Origin of the sequence: Reichenbachiella agarivorans (assembly GCF_025502585.1) — a bacterium.
In the GTDB taxonomy this organism is placed as follows: domain Bacteria; phylum Bacteroidota; class Bacteroidia; order Cytophagales; family Cyclobacteriaceae; genus Reichenbachiella; species Reichenbachiella agarivorans.
The window spans coordinates 4112967-4131280 of sequence record NZ_CP106679.1 but is presented as its reverse complement, the minus strand read 5'-3'; the positions used below and the strand labels follow the sequence as shown (position 1 = coordinate 4131280).

Annotated in this window: 8 protein-coding genes; 7 read left to right on the top strand and 1 reads right to left on the bottom strand. The window is 43.1% G+C overall.

From position 1 onward, the window contains the following. The first annotated feature begins 15 nt into the window (after positions 1-15). Together N6H18_RS17100 and N6H18_RS17095 are read left to right on the top strand one after the other, a co-directional pair. On the top strand, positions 16-1461 hold the full coding sequence (locus N6H18_RS17100) for a family 16 glycosylhydrolase (protein WP_262309499.1): 1446 nt from the start codon (positions 16-18) through the stop codon (positions 1459-1461). Between the two features lie 49 nt (positions 1462-1510). Beyond that, a complete protein-coding gene (locus tag N6H18_RS17095; RefSeq protein ID WP_262309498.1) occupies positions 1511-2308 on the top strand; it encodes a hypothetical protein in 798 nt (265 codons plus the stop codon). Positions 2309-2376: 68 nt separating this feature from the next. Here N6H18_RS17095 and N6H18_RS17090 read toward each other — a convergent pair whose 3' ends face one another. Continuing rightward, the gene (locus N6H18_RS17090; RefSeq protein WP_262309497.1) at positions 2377-6558 is read right to left on the bottom strand and encodes a hybrid sensor histidine kinase/response regulator transcription factor; all 4182 of its coding nucleotides are present in this window, start codon (positions 6556-6558) and stop codon (positions 2377-2379) included. Positions 6559-6852: 294 nt separating this feature from the next. On the opposite strand from N6H18_RS17090, the gene N6H18_RS17085 reads away from it, so the two are divergent. From N6H18_RS17085 to N6H18_RS17065, 5 genes are all read left to right on the top strand, one after another. Continuing rightward, entirely contained in the window at positions 6853-8787 is a 1935-nt protein-coding gene (locus N6H18_RS17085; RefSeq protein WP_262309496.1) for a PKD domain-containing protein, read from the top strand. 20 nt (positions 8788-8807) lie between these two features. Continuing rightward, positions 8808-10208: a PKD domain-containing protein gene (locus N6H18_RS17080; RefSeq protein ID WP_262309495.1), complete on the top strand. Its 1401-nt coding sequence runs from the start codon at positions 8808-8810 to the stop codon at positions 10206-10208. Between the two features lie 317 nt (positions 10209-10525). Continuing rightward, positions 10526-13660, top strand: a complete 3135-nt coding sequence (locus tag N6H18_RS17075) for a SusC/RagA family TonB-linked outer membrane protein (protein ID WP_262309494.1) — start codon at positions 10526-10528, stop codon at positions 13658-13660. Positions 13661-13671: 11 nt separating this feature from the next. Beyond that, positions 13672-15474: a RagB/SusD family nutrient uptake outer membrane protein gene (locus N6H18_RS17070; RefSeq protein WP_262309493.1), complete on the top strand. Its 1803-nt coding sequence runs from the start codon at positions 13672-13674 to the stop codon at positions 15472-15474. 25 nt (positions 15475-15499) lie between these two features. Beyond that, positions 15500-18313: a SusC/RagA family TonB-linked outer membrane protein gene (locus N6H18_RS17065; RefSeq protein WP_262309492.1), complete on the top strand. Its 2814-nt coding sequence runs from the start codon at positions 15500-15502 to the stop codon at positions 18311-18313. The last annotated feature ends 1 nt before the right edge of the window (position 18314 follow it).

Genomic DNA, 18314 nt, shown 5'->3' with positions numbered 1-18314 from the left:
AATTTTGAAATGGATATGAGAAGAGTAATATTACTAATGACACTGCTGCAGGGCTTTGCAGCAGTTGCTCAGCCCCCAGAGCCCCCAAAGGGCTATCGATGGATACTCCAGGAGCAATTTTCGGACGAGTTTGATGGCGATGAACTAGATCTGGACAAATGGTACAACTATCATCCCAACTGGAAAGGGCGACCACCTGCCATGTTTCATACCGATATGGTCAGCGTGTCGGAGGGTTCGTTGCAGATCAAAAATCAAAAATTGGAGGAAGATTCCGTGGTTTACAACGCCTGGAACAAAACCTATACTACTTTCAGCATTGCTGGAGGAGCTGTGGTATCCCGTACCACAGAGGCACACTACGGCTACTACGAGTGCCGGATGAAGGCTAACAAAACCTTGATGTCCTCTACCTTTTGGATGTCTAATAGGGGAGCTGAGGGACCGAAGGGCTGTGGCGACAGCTACTCCGAGGAGCTGGATATTCAGGAGTGTGTAGGGAGAGAAAGTAGTGCGACAGATAGTTTTCATAAAGGAATGCACTCCAATACCCACTACTGGTATACGGACTGTGATGGAAAAAAACAGACCTATAGCGAGGGATCCGAGGAAAAGGTAGAGACCGACGTGACGGAAGATTTTCATATCTATGCGGCACATTGGAAGGATGCCACAGAGGTGACTTTCTATATGGACGACCTGCCTGGGCGCAACATCAAGTTTAGGAGTGACGTGACCACCAGTCCTTTTGATCGACCCATGCATATTAATATGGTGACCGAAACCTACGATTGGGTGGGGGTACCGACAGACGAGGAATTGGCCGATGATACGAAGAATACGACCTACTACGACTGGATCAGAGCCTACAAAATGGTAGCGAATACCCTGGGCACTAACACCAATCACATGACCCCTATCTACGAAGAGGACTTGTCCCTGATGGCAGTGAATTATGATTTTGAGGAGGGGGACGAATTGTCAGTTCGCCTCAATTATAAACTCAACAGCAATGGCAGTCTGAAAGTAGAACTACTGGATTCAGATGGAGCTCTGCTGTCCGATGCGAATCAGGCTTTGTACTATGGCTATGGGCATGATCGATACAACTTGCTGCTGAGTGGTGCTTCTGAGGTGAGCAAGGCAGCCAAAACCCTGCGTTTTAGCCTCTACAATGGAGATCAGAGTCTGGTAGATGAGCAAGAGGTCGAGGTAGGTGATGTAACGCTGGGAGCTGCAGTCAACCAGGAGTCTCTACTGGTATATCCTAACCCCGTAGGAGACTTGCTCAGAAGCAATACTTCTGACTCCATAGAGGTAAAATTACATTCCATGCATGGAAAGGTGGTGAAAGAGGGACAACTATCACAGCAATCTCCTTTGGATCTGTCAGAACTGCCTCGCGGTATCTACTTGCTCACTTCACCAGGGTACTCGACTAGCAAACTATTTAAATCTTGATTTAAACTACAGCACCTGTGGTTTAAGCAATTAATAAAAGCGAATGAAAATGAGTAGACTAGGAATTATTTTGGGAATGCTATTCGCATTCCAACTACAGTTGAAAGCGCAAGAAAATCCTGAAGTGGTCGCGCAAATCAAAAATGATCTGTACGCTAGACTGGGGACAGACAAAATCCATAATATCAGCTACCAGGACTGGGGAGTTTATTGGGTCTATGCCAGCTCCAATTTTAATTTTGGGGAGCCTGTGTATCATATCACTGCATACACTGAGCAAGGGGAGTGGGTGAGCGATAAATTTGATATTACCCACCGGTTGCCAGAGCAGATCGTAGCTTTTTTGGATTCCAAAGGAGAGTTAGCCTATTGTCAGATGATATATGCCGCAGGCAATGATCCATACTATTCGGTAGTGTTCAAAAGTGGAGAGCACCTGCTGATGGATGTTGATTTTGAGCGAATAGAAGTGGGGCCATTGAGTGGTGACTTGGTATTGACCGCAGCAGTGAAAGCGGATATAGAGAGTAGGTTGGAAAATGCTTACATCATTAATGGATATGAAGACTTTAACCAGCAATACTCAGTTATCTTCAAAACGAGCTATGTTGAGTTTCAAAATGGTCAAATCCTGTATAGCAAGGAAGGTGAATGGGTAGAGACCAAAGCTTTCTTGCACGATTATTTCAAACTCCCTCTCGAACTCATGATGTATGTAAATGATAGAGGTGGGTTGGAAAATTTTGGTCCAGTCAATCAGGTGACTCGACCAGACGAAGAGTTCTACCATGTCAAATTTAAGGATGGCACTACGGTCAAGCTTGATCTGGATCTGAACGAAATATGAGAAACCCTTTGCGGATTTCAAACCTCCAAGATTTTAGAAACCTTGGAGGTTTTTTTGTAGGGATTTAATCAGTCGGATGTTTCTTGATTGTTTTCTTCCTCACTGTGTTGCTTTTGATACTCGCTAGGTGTCATTTGATACTCTTTCTTGAAGCAATCCCTAAAGTATTTTGCATCATTGAAGCCCACCTCGTACATGATTTCGCTGATCGAGTACATGTTCCTTTTGAGTAGCTGCGCAGCCCGTTGTATTCGGATATTTCGGATAAATGAATTGGCAGTGTCTCCCACGAGGGCTTTTAGCTTTTTGTTAAGGTGCAACTGAGATAGTCCACACTCTCTGGCTAGCATTTCGACCGTGAATTCTGAGGATGAGAGGTTTTCCTCTATATATGTCATGACGCGGTTAAGAAATTTTTCATCTATGCTGGTCATCCCTACTTCAGATGGAGAAAGACTCTTGTTGGATTTGAATTTCCCAATGACTGCTTGTCTGGAGTCTAATATGGCGTGAACACGTGTATTTAATTCTTTTAGATTAAAGGGTTTGGAGATGTAAGCATCTGCACCGACTTCATATCCCTTTATTTTATCTTCCGAGTCACCTTTGGCCGTGAGTAGTATGATCGGAATGTGATTGATCCTTTCATCTTGTTTTAGCTTTTTGCAAAAATCTAGGCCATTCATTCCGTCCATCATAATGTCACTGATGACAAGGTCTATATTGTTGTTGATACAGAGCTCATAGGCAGTTTCTCCTTCTTCGGCAAGTAGTATGTTGAACTCGTTTTTGAAATTTTCTTGTAGAAAATAGAGAATGTCCGTGTTGTCTTCTACTAGCAATAGGGTCTTGTCTTTTTGCTCACTGGACGAAGAAGCTTGATGAGGATTGGAGGTAGGGATTAGCCAATCAGTTTCTCTATGTATCTCTAAGCTGGTCTCACTTCCATCTACGAGTTCATCTTTGCTATATACATCTTTGTCCTTGGGTAGAGATACGCAAAATGACGTTCCAACTTGACGTTTTCTATCAAAGGATATTTCACCATGGTGTAAGTGAATTAGACTTTGGACAAAGGATAGGCCTATTCCAGACCCTGTTTTTCGCTTGGTCATGTTAGGAGCAAAGCGCTCAAAGACCTGGTCGTGCATGGATTCAGGTATGCCTTCGCCATTGTCTTCGACTATGATGTCAATATAATCACCATTGGGCACTATGTGCACTTCGATTTTTCCTCCTGCAGGAGTGTACTTGAATGCATTAGAAAGTAGGTTGAAGATGACTCTTTCTAAAATTTCATGATCAAACCATGTCTCTATGGCGTTTTCATATCGGACGTTGAAAGAGATGTTCTTTTGGTTGGCCAGTTCATAAAAGTTTTCTCCAAGAAGCTGGATGTAATTGGTTAGATCATTGTATGAAGTCTTCAGTTTCATTTTTCCCTGCTCAAGCTTTCTGAATCCTAAGAGTTGGTTGATTAGGTTAAGCAGGACTTTAGAGTTTCGGGCTACATTTTGATAGTATTTCTGTCTTTCTTCTTCGCTCAGACTGCCTGAGTGGTTTTTAAGTCTTTCTACAAATCCAATGATCAAAGTGAGCGGTGTTCTAAATTCATGTGAGATATTGGTAAAGAACTTGAGCTTCATCTGATTCACTTCTTCATGTTTTTCTCTTTCCATGTGCTCTAGTACCAGTTCGTTTTTACTGGTGATACTGATCAAGGTGAATTTTCTAAAAAACCAGAGTCCTGCGATAACCAAGAGTACATATGCACTGATAGCCCATGGGGTTTTCCATAGTGTGGGTTGGATTGTGAGCGCTAGTTCGATCGGTTGGTTGCTCCAAAACCCATCATTGTTGCTAGCTTTTACTTTTAGTGTGTAGTCTCCAGGAGATAGATTCGTATATTTGGCGACACGGTTTGACGCAGAGGTGTAGACCCAATTTTTATCAAAACCCTCTAGTTTATAGGCATAGCTGTTTTGATCTGGGGCAGCATAGTGTAGCGCTGCAAAGTCTACCGAAAAACTGTTTTCGTTGTGTTTAAGAAAGAGCCTGTCCAGATCGTTGATGTTTTTTTGCAGCAAGACCCTGCTGTTTATGGTGTCTCCTACAGCGACCTCCTTGTTCAATATTTGAAGGTTGCCGAGTCTTAAGGTGACTTGTGCGCTATCTTTTGTGATTTGGTCGGGGTAAAAGGTATTGAAACCATTAACTCCTCCAAAAATCATTTCTCCATCCGACCTTTTGAAGGCCGCCAGTTCGCTAAATTCAAGATCCTGCAAGCCGTCATTGATACTATAGTTTTTGAACTGAAGTTTGTCTGGCGAGAATTGGGTAATGCCTTTGTTGGATGATAGCCAGATGGAGCCATCGTCACCTTCTAGTAGTGCCTTGATTACGTTGTTTGGTAGCCCGTCTTCTGTTGTATAGGATAAAAATTGGTCATTGTCTACTTTGTCACCTTGTATCACTTTGTTGAGTCCTCCCCCCAATGTCCCCACCCAAATTTGGTTGTCTTTGGTGATCATGATAGGGAGTACGTAGTTGAAACTGAGAGAATAGGGGTCGTTTTGATCATACTTATAAGTGATGAATTTTGGAGTCTTTGACTGGGTCTGGTCGGCAGTCAGCTTGTTTAGTCCCTTGTCTGTGCCTATCCACAGGTTTCCCTTTTGATCCTGATTGATGCTCCGTACTATGTTAGAAGATAGGCTTCCTGCTATTTCCGGGTCGTGTTTGAATACGGTATCTTCCTGTAATCTACCAAGTATGTCTACTTTATACCTGTAGAGGCCTCCATTGTATGAGGCCACCCAGATTTGTTGATCTTTATCGGTGAAAGTATAAAATCCAGACTGCGCAGTCTCAGGTAAGAGATTGATGGCAGTAGGTTGATTGTTTTTGTTCAGAGTGATTGTGCCGAGGTTTTTTGGGAAACCGCCACCAATTAGGATATAATCTCTCAAGGATGTAGCGTATTCACTGATTGAAAATACCGAAGAAGGAACGGTGTTCATATTGTGGTTTTTGTTGTTGAGAAAACCATCCGCATACTGTTTTGATTTTTCAGATTTTAAGAAGTTGATTCCCCCACCTTCTGTTCCTATCCATAGGTTTTTGTGTTTGTCTTCATATATGGCTCGTATCTTATTGTGAGAGAGGCTGCCGATGTTTTCGTTGGTTGAGAAATGTTTGAAATTTTTCCTTTTGGGGTTATATTTATTTAAACCTGCCCCGTTGGTCCCAATCCAAATGATACCAGAATTGTCTTTCATTATTTCGGTAGTGTAGTCGCTACTGATAGACTTATTGTTGGCCCAGTGATGGGTGAAATGCTGTAGTGATGTGACAAGTGTGTCCCCATTAAAGCGGTAAACTTTCATTCCATGTCTGATGAGTCCCCATATATTGTTTTGATTGTCTGAGCATACACGAGAAATATAGTCATCGGATATGCGCTTGAATACGGGCTCGCCGTTATATAAACTCTCAAAACTCATAAAGTAAAGTTGACCAGCGCAAACGAGCAGTCCAGTAGCTGTTTCCTTTATATCGGTTATGCCTTGTTTGTTGAGGTGCTTGAAAAATACGTCTTGTCCTTGTTGATTAGAGACGTGTCTGTTCAGTCCTTCTTTTGTTCCAATCCAAATATTGCCTAATCTATCCTCAAGCAGAGCTGTTACAAAATCATTGGAGATGGATTCGGGCTGTAACTTGTCATGCACATAGGTGCTAACGACGCTTGTCATGTTTGAGTAGTTGAATTCAATTTTATTCAAGCCCTCACTAGACCCCGCCCAGATAGCTCCATTTTGATCGATTAGTACTTTTCCAATTCTATTGCTCGTAAGTGAGTATGCATTGTTTTCATTATTGACACCAAAGATTTTTTCATTTGTTCTATTGTACATGGATAGGCCATTGTCATCTGTACTAATCCATATGTTTCCAAACCTATCTTCTGCTATGTCACTTACTAGGTTGCTGGCGATGGAATTCGTCCCATGGATGTTAGTGCTAAAGGTTTTGAACTCGTATCCATCGAATCGGTTGAGCCCGTCGTGTGTACCGATCCAGATGTAGCCATAGCGATCCTGATAGATACAGCGGACATCATTTTGACTCAGGCCATTTCGTGTGCTGTAGTGTATGAAATCGTTGTACAGAGATTGGGAATAGGATGGGGTCAGTACTGTCAAAAAAGTCAACCACATCAAAATGGATTGAATAGTAAATATGTTCTTCATAATCTTTCTCCTTGCCTTATTCAATATACGGTCATCATACTTCGTCGAGGGTGTCATCCTCACTCTTTTAATAGTCCTAAAGTTGGGATATTTTGCTTAATATGACCTTGTGCAATATTAAATATTTAGAAGAGGAGTTGTTTTGTGTGCTTAGGGGGGATATTGATAGGAATTAGATGGGGAATTGCATGCGTGGGCGAAAAAAGCGAAAATACCATGTTTAGGTATTTGGGGTCTCATATAAATTGGTCTTGGTTAAAAAAAGTGAATCATTATTTAAACTTATTTTCTAGTATGTTGAATAATGTTCGAAAGAAATGGATCTCACTGGGCTGTTGGTGCCTGGTTGCAGGTCTGATTGCCTTCCTTTCGTCTTGTGAAAAAGAAGACGAAGGTACAGGTGAAGAGAGTGGTCTCATAGAAATACGAGCATCACAAAAAGGTATTATGCGAGGAGGAACGGTTTTATTTGCTGATTCTTCCACCAAGGTATCACAAAGAGAGTGGCTGTTTGCTGGTGGCAAACCAGAAACCTCCACTGATGCAACAGTCACAGTACAGTATGATTCTGCAGGTTTGTTCAAGGCATCACTAAGGGTGACTTATACCAACGGTGAAACAGAACTGGAAGAAGTCACCATCAGAGTGGTAGATGGTCTGACAGCAGGTTTTTCTGTAGATCAGGACTCGGTGATTGAGTACAGCTATGTGCAATTTTCTGATACTACCATTGGTACGGCTGACGAATGGATTTGGGAGTTCGAAGGTGGCGAGCCTGCGACCTCAACTGATCGACAGCCTATGGTGCACTACAAAAATGTCGGGATGTATGACGTCAAGCTGATCGTAAAACAAAACGGTGAAGCGACCAATATGGATACTGTTTTGGTTAGTGATTACATAGAGGTTGTATTGGCTCCTGCGTTGGTGCCTGAATATGAGGTAGATAAAGTTGCCCCAATAGAGTATGAGTATGTACAGTTTACCGACCTTACTGAAGGTGGGGCGGAGACCTACTATTGGGAGTTTGAAGGTGGACAACCAGCTACTTCTACAGAAGCCAATCCCAGAGTTCTTTTTACGAGTGCTGGGAATTTTGAAGTGACACTTCGAATGACCAGGACAGAGCCAGAACGCGACGAGACTTTGGTGAGTGACATCACAGTAGGTTTGGCGCCAGAAATTACTGCTGATTTCAGTGCCAATGTCACTTTGACCCCTTTTGGCTCACAGGTCACATTTACCCAGACATCTTCTGACAATGCCGACGGGTGGTTTTGGGAGTTTGAAGGAGGTACGCCAGCGACATCTACTGAGAAAAAACCTACTGTCACTTATTCTACTATAGGGGTATATGACGTGAAGCTAACCGTGACGGGAACAGAGCCTGATCGTGAAACTGTAGTAACCAAAACGGACTACATGACCGTGACAGATCCCCTGCCTCCAGTCGCTGATTTTACTTCTGATTATAACAATACATTGGTGTTTTTAGCAGGAGGCGTCATTGCATATACGGACGAATCTCTCAACGATGCGACGAGTTATCTGTGGGAATTCGAAGGAGGTACGCCTGCTACTTCCACGGATGCCAATCCTACGGTGACTTACAATACTGCAGGTACCTATGATGTGAAACTGACTGCTACCAATGATCTTGGCAGTGATACCAAGACTCTCACAAATCATGTAGTCGTATCCTCTAATGGTAGTGTGTGCGACGATTCACCAGCTAATTTGATCGCTTGTGGCAACTATGATGGAGAGTCTGATGATCTTTCTGGGTGGCGCGCGGCTAGAGGAGCTACTTTTACAAATACTGATTTGATATTTAATCAAATGGATCACTTGGGAATTTCTTCTACGACAGTAAATGGAGGAATTGGTAGTGTTACCTACGAGATGATCGAAAGCAATGGCTTAGTTATCTTTGTCGGAAGTGAATTTACAGTAGATGTAGAGTCAAGTTATACTTTTACTACAGATATTTATGCGGAGACACTTGGTACGACCTCTGGCAACATGGTGGTAGAGTTGGCTATCATACCAAAAGGTACAAATGATTCTAATCTTTATCGAGCATGGCAGGCACCTGCTGATATGAAAGATAAGTGGTCAACGAAGTCTATGAACAAGATATTGCCAGTGGGCACGTATGTAGTAGGCTATCGCTTGTATGGAGGCCATTCCAAGTGGCACTTTGACAATCTGAAAGTGGTGAAAAACTAATGAAAGAACGAAAGATTCTTATGAAAAAGAAATCAATAAATAGATACATAGGAGTTGTGGCCATGTGTGGCATATTGCTCTGGGGATGCGAAGAAGAAGCCGCAAACAATGCGCCACCTGAAAAGGGGCAAGCAAGTGCATCGGTAAGTGAGACCTTGCTGGTCAATGGACAGAGTGCCGAGTTTATAGATGAGTCGGGACAAACCGTCAAAAGGATTTGGAATTTTGAGGGAGGAAATCCCAAGCAATCAACGGATCCAAATGTAGAAGTGATGTATGAAAATGCTGGAGAATACAAGGCCAGTTTGACGCTGGAATACGAATCAGGTCTATCAGAACTGGTAGTGTTCCCCATCAAGGTATTGCCTGATCTAGAACCTAGGATAGGGTTGGATTTGCTTGAATCTGATTCTGGTTTTCATATCTCTATAGGTGACGAAGTGAAATTTTTGGATCAGAGCATTGGAGAACCAGATCAGTGGGAGTGGATTTTTGAAGGAGCAACTCCTTTAAGTTCTACAGAGCAAAATCCATCCATCACTTATAATACATTAGGGGATTATGATGTGACACTCAAAACCACTAGAAACAATCCCGATGGCTCTACTGAAATGGTGGTAATGAGTGAGTTGATCCACGTCAATTCAATTATTCCAGTGGTTGCGAATTTTGAGGTGGACAAGAAAATCCTGGCACCAGGCGAATCTATTGCCTTCACAAGTAAATCACTTGGGTCGCCAGATGTGTTTGAATGGCAATTTGAAGGAGGGGTACCAACTACATCAACTAGCAAGAATCCAAGTGTTAAATACAATAATTCTGGGTGGTATAATGTGTACTTGAAAACCTATAAAGCTTCCAGACCTGAAAACTACGATGAGATCGATACTTTGGTGGTTTATGTGAGGGCTGAAGATCAGCTTTGTACAGCTTCTCCTAATTTATTGGCATGTGGAAATTTTGATTTGGAAAGTGAAGACATCTCAGAATGGGTTGCAGGGACTTCTGGTTCAGTGATTGATAGAATGCCTAAGTTAAGCTACTCTCCTACATTAGGAAAAGATGGGTCAGGTGCGATTATATTTGAATTTGATGGTAATGGAGCACCCGTAGTACAGTTTTATTCTCAGCAATTTGAGGTGAAGGCACAAGGTGATTATACATTCTCTGCTGACTTGTATGCCGAAACCTTGCCTGCTACAGGAGGGAATCCAATGGTTGTAGAAGTTAGCTTGATATCTAACCACTCTGGTAATACAGAACTGTATAAATCATGGCAGGCACCAGCTGGAATGAAGGATCAATGGTACAGAGCCAATGTGATTAAAACCTTGCCTCCAGGCAAATACAATATTGCATTCAAGGTGTATAATGGAGCGGCTAGATGGAGATTTGACAATGTAGCGGTTGTTAGAAACTAGCCAGTAGTAAAATAGACATGAAAGGGCCTTCGATCACTCGAAGGCCTTTTTTGTTGGGCAAGAGTAAGCTGATAAATCCTACCTCCCCCCCTTTATTTATTATATTTACCCCTTCCATTTACCAATTCACCCCCTTATTCCGAGACCATACTTTTGCGATGGCAATAGAAGTCCTGCCTAAATTTGTTAGAGTTGATTGGTACATTTTCTGTGCGCTGAGAATTTTAATCAACGATTCACTTTTTTAACCAAGACGGCGGACAGAAATAACATTCCATCAGCATGAATGAATGTTAAATTATTTTAAACATAACTAAATGCGTGAAAAGACTATACTACTTTCTAGCTTCCCAGGAAGGGCAGCTTGTTGTATGATATTGCTGCTGTTCTTTTCGGCCTTTGTTCAGGACTCCTTTGCTCAAGGTGGCCAAAAGGTATCAGGAAAGATTACAGACGAAAACGGAGACCCACTACCTGGGGTCAACGTAGTGATTAAAGATTCGTCCATAGGTACGATCACCGATTTGGATGGCAATTTTGCTCTCAGTGCTCCAGAAGGGGCAATTCTTACTTTTTCCTTCATTGGCTACATATCTAAAGAGGTACCCTTGTCTAACCAATCTGTCATAGATGTAGGCATGGAGCTCGATATTGAGTCACTCGAAGAGGTCGTCGTTGTGGGCTTTGCCGAGCAAAAAAAGGAGAGTGTAGTGGGTTCTATCGTGACTACTACTGGAGATGAAGTGGTGAAATCCGGAGGAGTGACTACTGTCAGTGAGGCTCTAGCAGGTTTGATGCCAGGGGTGACTACCCAGCAAAATGCTGGTATTCCAGGCGCATCACAAGCAGAAATCCTCATCAGAGGCAAATCCTCATGGAACAATAACTCACCTCTGGTACTGGTTGATGGTGTGGAGCGCGATATGAACAATATCGATCCAAACGAGATCGAATCAATCACAGTACTCAAAGACGCTTCTGCCACTGCGGTATTTGGTGCTCGGGCGGGTAATGGTGCCATCATCGTGACAACCAAAACGGGTACTACGGGTAAAGTCAACGTAAACTTCAGCGCCAATTTTGGTATGAAGCAGCCGACAATAGATACGGATTATATGACTGATATGCCTACCAACCTCAGGCACATGAATATTGCCGCTATGAACGACCGTCAGTTTGGCTCGATGGTGCCTGAGCAGACGATTGCTGCTTGGGAAGACCCCAATAGAAATCCAGATTTGTACACCTATACAGACTGGGTAGATGAGATGCTAGGCAATGGCTACAACCAAAGCTATAACTTGAACATCTCTGGAGGCAATGAATTTGTCAAATACTTCACCTCTTTTGGTCACAACAATGATGGGGATATTTTTGATCTCGAAGATCAACCAGATTATGACCCTCGTACCTGGCAAAAACGCTACAATTACAGAGCCAATGTGGACGTAAATTTGACTAAGAGCACGACAGTCAAAATGAAGTTGGCAGGTGAGATTACCAACTGGAACGGAAACTTTGTGACTGCAGCAGGCGGTGGTACAGGTTTTTCTCAGGGATCTGATGCTGGCCGAAACCTTTACCTCCAGCAGTTTTATAACTGGCCTATGGTAGGAGCTCCTCCAGTGTTTTCTACTGGCGAGTATGGAATAGAACAGGGGGTCGCTGAAAACCCCAATTACCTGGTGAGAATGCAACACAATGGTTCTGTGCAGAAAAAGTCCAACAAGCTTTGGACGGACTTTGGGTTAGAGCAGGATTTAAGTTCTTTGGTAGATGGGCTGAAGCTCCGAGGCAAGGTAGCCTACAGTTCTTACTTTCAATACAAGCAAGAAACTACCCACAATGCCATTCAGTACTATAGTGAGCCAGTGTCTGGTACTGATCAGACAGAAGTGAATTTGGTACAGTACGGTAGCAATACGCAGGATGTACAAAAACCACCAGTCTTGCAAGCCGAAGTATTAGATGCTTACAACAGGAGCCTGTACTACGAAGGAGGCTTTGACTATGCAAATACTTTTGGAGCACATTCTGTCTCTGCTTTGGGATTGTTTTATCGTCAAGAAGACCAAAACAAAGTGGAGTTCAAGGCAGTACTCGAAAGTTGGATTGGTCGTGTGACTTATAACTACGATGAACGTTATTTTGTTGAAGTAAATGGTGCATACAATGGATCTGAAAAATTTGCCCCTGGTCACCGTTTCGGTTTCTTTCCATCAGGTGCAGTTGGCTGGATGGTGTCCAACGAGAGTTTTATGCAAGGAACCAAGAATTGGTTGGATCATTTCAAAATTCGATACTCTTATGGCGTAGTAGGTGCTGAAAAGTCCGCTGCACGTTTTGCTTATGTCTCTACCTATTCACAGGATGACAATGCCAACCGTTCACCCTACTTTGGTCAAAATAAGGAGAAAATCCCAGTTTACAAGGAGGGTAAAGTACCTAACCCTGGTGCTACCTGGGAGGAAAGTACCAAGCAGAATCTCGGGGTTGAGCTAGGTTTCTTTGATAGTCGCCTGACCTTGAATGTGGATTTATATGATGAAAAGCGCGAGAATATATTCTTGAATAGAAAGTCAGTGAGTATTTTCTCTGGTTTTCCTGGGCAGGTCCAAGCCAACGTCGGTAGTACCGAATCTCACGGTATTGAATTCGACATGCAATGGAGAGAAATAGTCTCTACCGACTTTTCATACTTCCTCAAAGCTAACCTCAGTTTGGCAGAAAACAGGGTCATTTTTAAGGATGACCAGAAGTATGCACCTGAATATCAGAAGGAAGCAGGGAAGCCAATTGGCTCTTGGAGAGGATTGATGATTGATAGCTACCTGGACAGTTGGGACGAGGTGTACAATACCACGGAGTCTTCATGGGGAGCCTACGATTTGATCCCAGGAGATTTCCAATATGTGGATTACAATGCCGATGGAATTATTGATACTGAAGACAATGTAGTCATCAAGCAGCCAAATTATGCAGCCAATGCTTATGCCTTTTCTGGTGGTGTCACTTTCAAAGGGATAACCCTGACTGCTCGTTTTACAGGGGTGTTTAATATGGCTAAGTACATGTCTCCAAGCTATCTGTGGGAGTATGAGACCAGAAGTATCCTTGGTTTCCAACTCAACAATAATGAGCAACTTGACTATTGGTCAGAGGACAATCTAGATGCGTCGCATCCAGTACTGCACCTCTCTAATACACACAACAGACAGACCAATACACACACGATCAGAAGAGCAGATTATTTGAAGTTGCAAATGGCAGAGGTGTCCTATAAGCTACCGATGCAAAAAGTGAATTTGATCAATAATTTCGAAATTTATGTCAACGGAAACAACCTGTGGACTTGGAGTCAGTTACCTGACGAATTTGATCCAGAGGCCATTAGTCTTGATGTATATCCGATTTCGAGGAGATACAATGTTGGATTTAGGGTGACATTCTAAAAGTGAGAAATATGAAACTGAAAATTATTTATATATACCTAGCGATTATGGTTGGAATCTTTTCCATACCTGCCTGCGAAGACTATCTGGATGTGAGTCCAGACTTGGGACTTGATGATGAGGAAGTGTACTCTAACTACGAGACATTCCAAGGGGTTATCGCACATGCCTATTGGACATTGCATAATTATGCCTATGATCCCCATGATTGGGACTCGGAGATCGGTACTCTCAGTGATGAGGCACAGCATCTCAGTACCAATAGTAAGCCGATAGCCAATGTGGCCAATCAAGGATTATGGCAAGATTTTGATTGGATCGAGTTTGGTTTTGATTACAATTGGAGCGAAGGTGATCCAGAGCGCAAACTCAGAAAGCAACCAGCTGGAGAGGCGGTAGTGGGAATCCGCATGGTCAATCTAGCCCTTGAAAATCTGGACAAACTGGAGAATTTTCCAGACTTGGCCAATTTTACTCCTGAAGAGATGAAAAGACACCTCGAAGGTGAAGCGCGTCTCATTCGTGCATGGCACTATTTCCAGATCATCCAGAGATATGGAGGAATCTTTTTTATGAATAGATCCTTCGAAAGTACAGATTTGGTAGATTCTACACGTCGAAGTTATCAAGAATGCACTGATTGGTTAATTTCTGATCTGGACAAAGCAGCTGAACTATTGCCAAAGAATTGGCCTGTCAATTTTGAAGGGCGTGCTACTGTGACTACTGCCAAGGCAATCAAAAGCATGGCCTTGTTATATGCAGCTAGTCCCAATATGAATATGTTTGATGGAGGTGCCAATGCTTATAATTTGACTCGTGCTCAGGAGGCTGCCGAGGCAGCACTTGAAACACTTGCAGCAGCAGAAAATTCCGCTTACTACCGAATGCTTCCATTGGCGGAGTATAAGCAAAATTGGTGCAGCGCGACTTCAGGTATCTCATACGAAGCATTATGGGGTCCACCCCAGTCCAATGCGAATGCCCCCACAGCTACTTCAGCTGGTAATGGCTGGTACAATCCTCACTGGGACGGTGGATGGGCTGTCTGGAGTGGCCCTACTCAAAACGCCGTGGACAAGTTCGAGACAGTCAATGGACTGGCCATAGAAGATGATCCAGTCTACAATCCTCAGGACCCATTTATAAATAGAGATCCTCGACTTGACATGTTTGTTTATAAAAATGGAGACAATATGTATATATCTTCTCCGTCCAACAAACCCGCCACTCTAGAGGCATGGAATGGAGGATACCATGACTTGCAAGCCAAAACTGTAGGACTATGGACAGGTTATCTCCATAGAAAACACCGATGGGATGGAGCCAATAACGTGGATAACGTGGCAGGAGTGAAGAGGATTTTTCCTCTGATTCGATATGCTCAGGTCTACTTGGATTTTGCTGAAGCAGCCAATGAAGCAGTAGGGCCGACGACAGCTATCAGTGCTGGAGGCAAAACCATGACTGCTGTGCAGGCACTCAATGTGGTGAGGAGCCGCGTAGGCATGCCAGATGTAGATCCTATGTACACTGGGTCGAAAGAAGCCTTGAGAGAAAGAATCCGCAATGAGCGTTTTGTAGAACTTTATCAGGAGATGCACAGATGGCACGACCTGAGAAGATGGAGGATTGCGGATGAAGTCTTGAAAGAAATCTACCGTGCAGATATTCTTAAGTCTGGTAGTACCATCATCTATAATAAAGAAGAGATAGAGGGTGCAAGGGTATTCGAAGAAAGGCACTACTGGTATCCATTTCCAAATAGCGAAATGAGACAAGTGGAAAACTTTACTCAAAATCCAGGATGGTAATTTTTAAACCACAAAAAGAATCGAAATGAAGTATATAAAATATATAATAGCCCTTGTAACTGTGCTGTGTGGTTTTGTCCATGTACAAGCCCAACAGATAGAAGAGGTAGTACTCCAGGATACACTGGGGAACAGTAAAAAGCAAAAAGTGCATTTGCCTTTTGGCGACATGGACAAAAACCGTGTGGTTGGAGCGACAAGCCTCATCACGCAAGACCAGATCGCTACCACGGATTTAGATGTAGAGTCTGCCATGATAGGAAAGGCCATGGGACTCAATGTGTTTAAAAATTCGGCTGGTCCAGGGATGGATAATTCCTGGCTCAATGTAAGAGGTCTCCATACGCTAGGTAACAGCGACCCTTTGGTAGTAGTAGATGGGGTAAGTAACCGCTCACTAGAGTCGCTCAATTTTTATGAAATAGAGTCTATCACTGTACTCAAAGATGTGACTGCAAAGTCGCTTTACGGTGCTCAGGCGGCCAATGGTGTGATCTTGGTCACCACCAAGAGAGGTGAAGTAGGAGTGAAGAAGGCTAGTATCAATGCCGAGTTTGGGGTTAGAAAACCAACTCATTTGCCTGATTTTCTCAATTCTGCCGACTATGCACAACTGTACAACGAAGCACTTGAAAATGATGGTTTGACACCTCAGTATTCTACAGCGGATATAGCGGCTTATGAGCGTGCTGGTATCAATGATGAATTGCCGAATGTAGATTACTATGATCGCTACTTGAAGGCATTTACCAACTATCAGCGCATCTACGGCACCTATACAAATTCGGATGAGAAGACAGCCTTCTACTTTACTGCTGGATATGCAGGAGAAGGTGGTCTGGAGGCGATAGGCGAGCAGACCAAGTACAACAGCATGAATATTCGTGGTAATCTGGACTATAAGATTAATGACATATTTAGTGTTCAAGTAGATGTGGCAGCTAGATTGGAATCAACGTCTACCAATCAGATGACATACAACAACTATGACGGTACCCCAGGCAATTTGGGTGATGATGTAGTTGTTCAAGGTTTGTTTAGTACGCTTAGCTCTCACAGACCCAATGAGTACCCGATCTACCACCAGGCACCAGACAATGAATCTGCTGGTTTACTGGGCTGGGGAGCTGCCAAGAGTACTAACATAGAGGGAGAACTTCTCCGCGCTGGATACAGGGATGAGTTGATACGTCAGTCCCAGTCCAACATTGGCTTGGACATGGACTTTGCTCAATGGGGTATAGCAGGATTATCTTGGAAAAATTACGTGTCATTTGATACTTACAATTTTTTGGTGACTCGAAAGAAAGATGATTATGCTAGATACCAGGCTGATGGTACTAAAGTAGGCGATGATGTACAAGCCTCAGGTATTAGCAAGTTTGACGATAATGCTTACCGAAACATCGGTATGATATCTACCATGGCCTATGACCGTACATTTGGTAACCATGCAATTACTTCTCATTTGAATGCGATTGCTCAAAATAGAGAGTATCAAGGGACTGCACAACCATATAAAAATGTGACTTATGGTTTCCGTCTCAATTATGCCTTTGCCAACAAATACATTGCTGAGGTAGATCTCGCCTATATGGGATCTAATAAGTTGGAAGAAGGAAGCCGCTATCAGTTATTTCCATCCGTAGGTCTAGGCTGGGTGCTCAGCGAAGAAGACTTCTTGCAGTCTGTCGATGCCTTGGACTATCTCAAGTTGAAAGCGAGCTATGGTCAAATGGGCTATGACCGCTCTCTCCAGCATTTTTGGTATAGAGATGCGTATGGTCCACAAGGTTGGGTGCAGTTTGGTTCACAAAATAGCAACGGTGCTAGTGCCTATACACTTACTCGTACAGGTAATCCAGCAATCGGTTTTGAGGTTGCTACCGAGTATAATATTGGCCTAGAAGCGTTGTTGCTGAAGCGACTGTCTGTAGAGGTCAATTACTACAATGAGTACAGGTCAGATATACCTATGCAGGTATCCAGTTTGTATCCCGACTACTTTGGGGACAACATCCCCTATGTCAATTATGGCGAAGTGAGCAATCAGGGAATTGAACTCGGATTAAACTACAGCAGTCAGGTAGGGGATATCAGCTATGGATTGGGTGGATATGTGACTTATTCGAAAGCAGTGTATGAAAAGACGGGTGATTTAACTCCTTTTCCTCATCTCAACAGAAATGGCAAACCCTTGGACTTGATGTGGGGGTATAATGCCGAAGGGTTTTATGAGAGTGATACAGAAGTAGATGTGCAGAGTACTTTGGGAGGAGATGTGATTGCTGGTGATTTAAGGTACGCAGATATTACCGAAGATGGATTGATCACCACAGAAGATCAAAAAAATATTGGTAACTCTACACCGAGATACCAGTACTCTTTGAATTTCAACATTGGTTACAAGGGATTTAGCTTATTTGTGTTAGGGCAAGGGGCTGCAGGACACGATCGCATGATGAGTTGGAATACAGCTTACAATGGGGTAGGACAAGGTAAATATGCCGCTAATGCTATGAATAGATGGTCACCAGATAATATGGACGCCAGTCATCCGAGATTGACTACTGTAGGTGGTTCACATAGTTATCAGGCTTCCTCATACTGGTTGCAGGATGCTTCTTACTTTACAATTCGAAACATTGAATTAAGTTATGTGTTTCCTGAGAAAATCAGAGGTGCCCTTCGTGCATCTGAGCTTAGGGTGTTCGCTAGAGGGACTGATCTGTTGAGCTTTTCCGCTCATCCAGATTTCAATTCGGACAATGCAGCATCTGGGCTTACAAGCGGTTTCTTGATGAAAACGTTTTCACTAGGATTTAATCTTTCTTACTAAT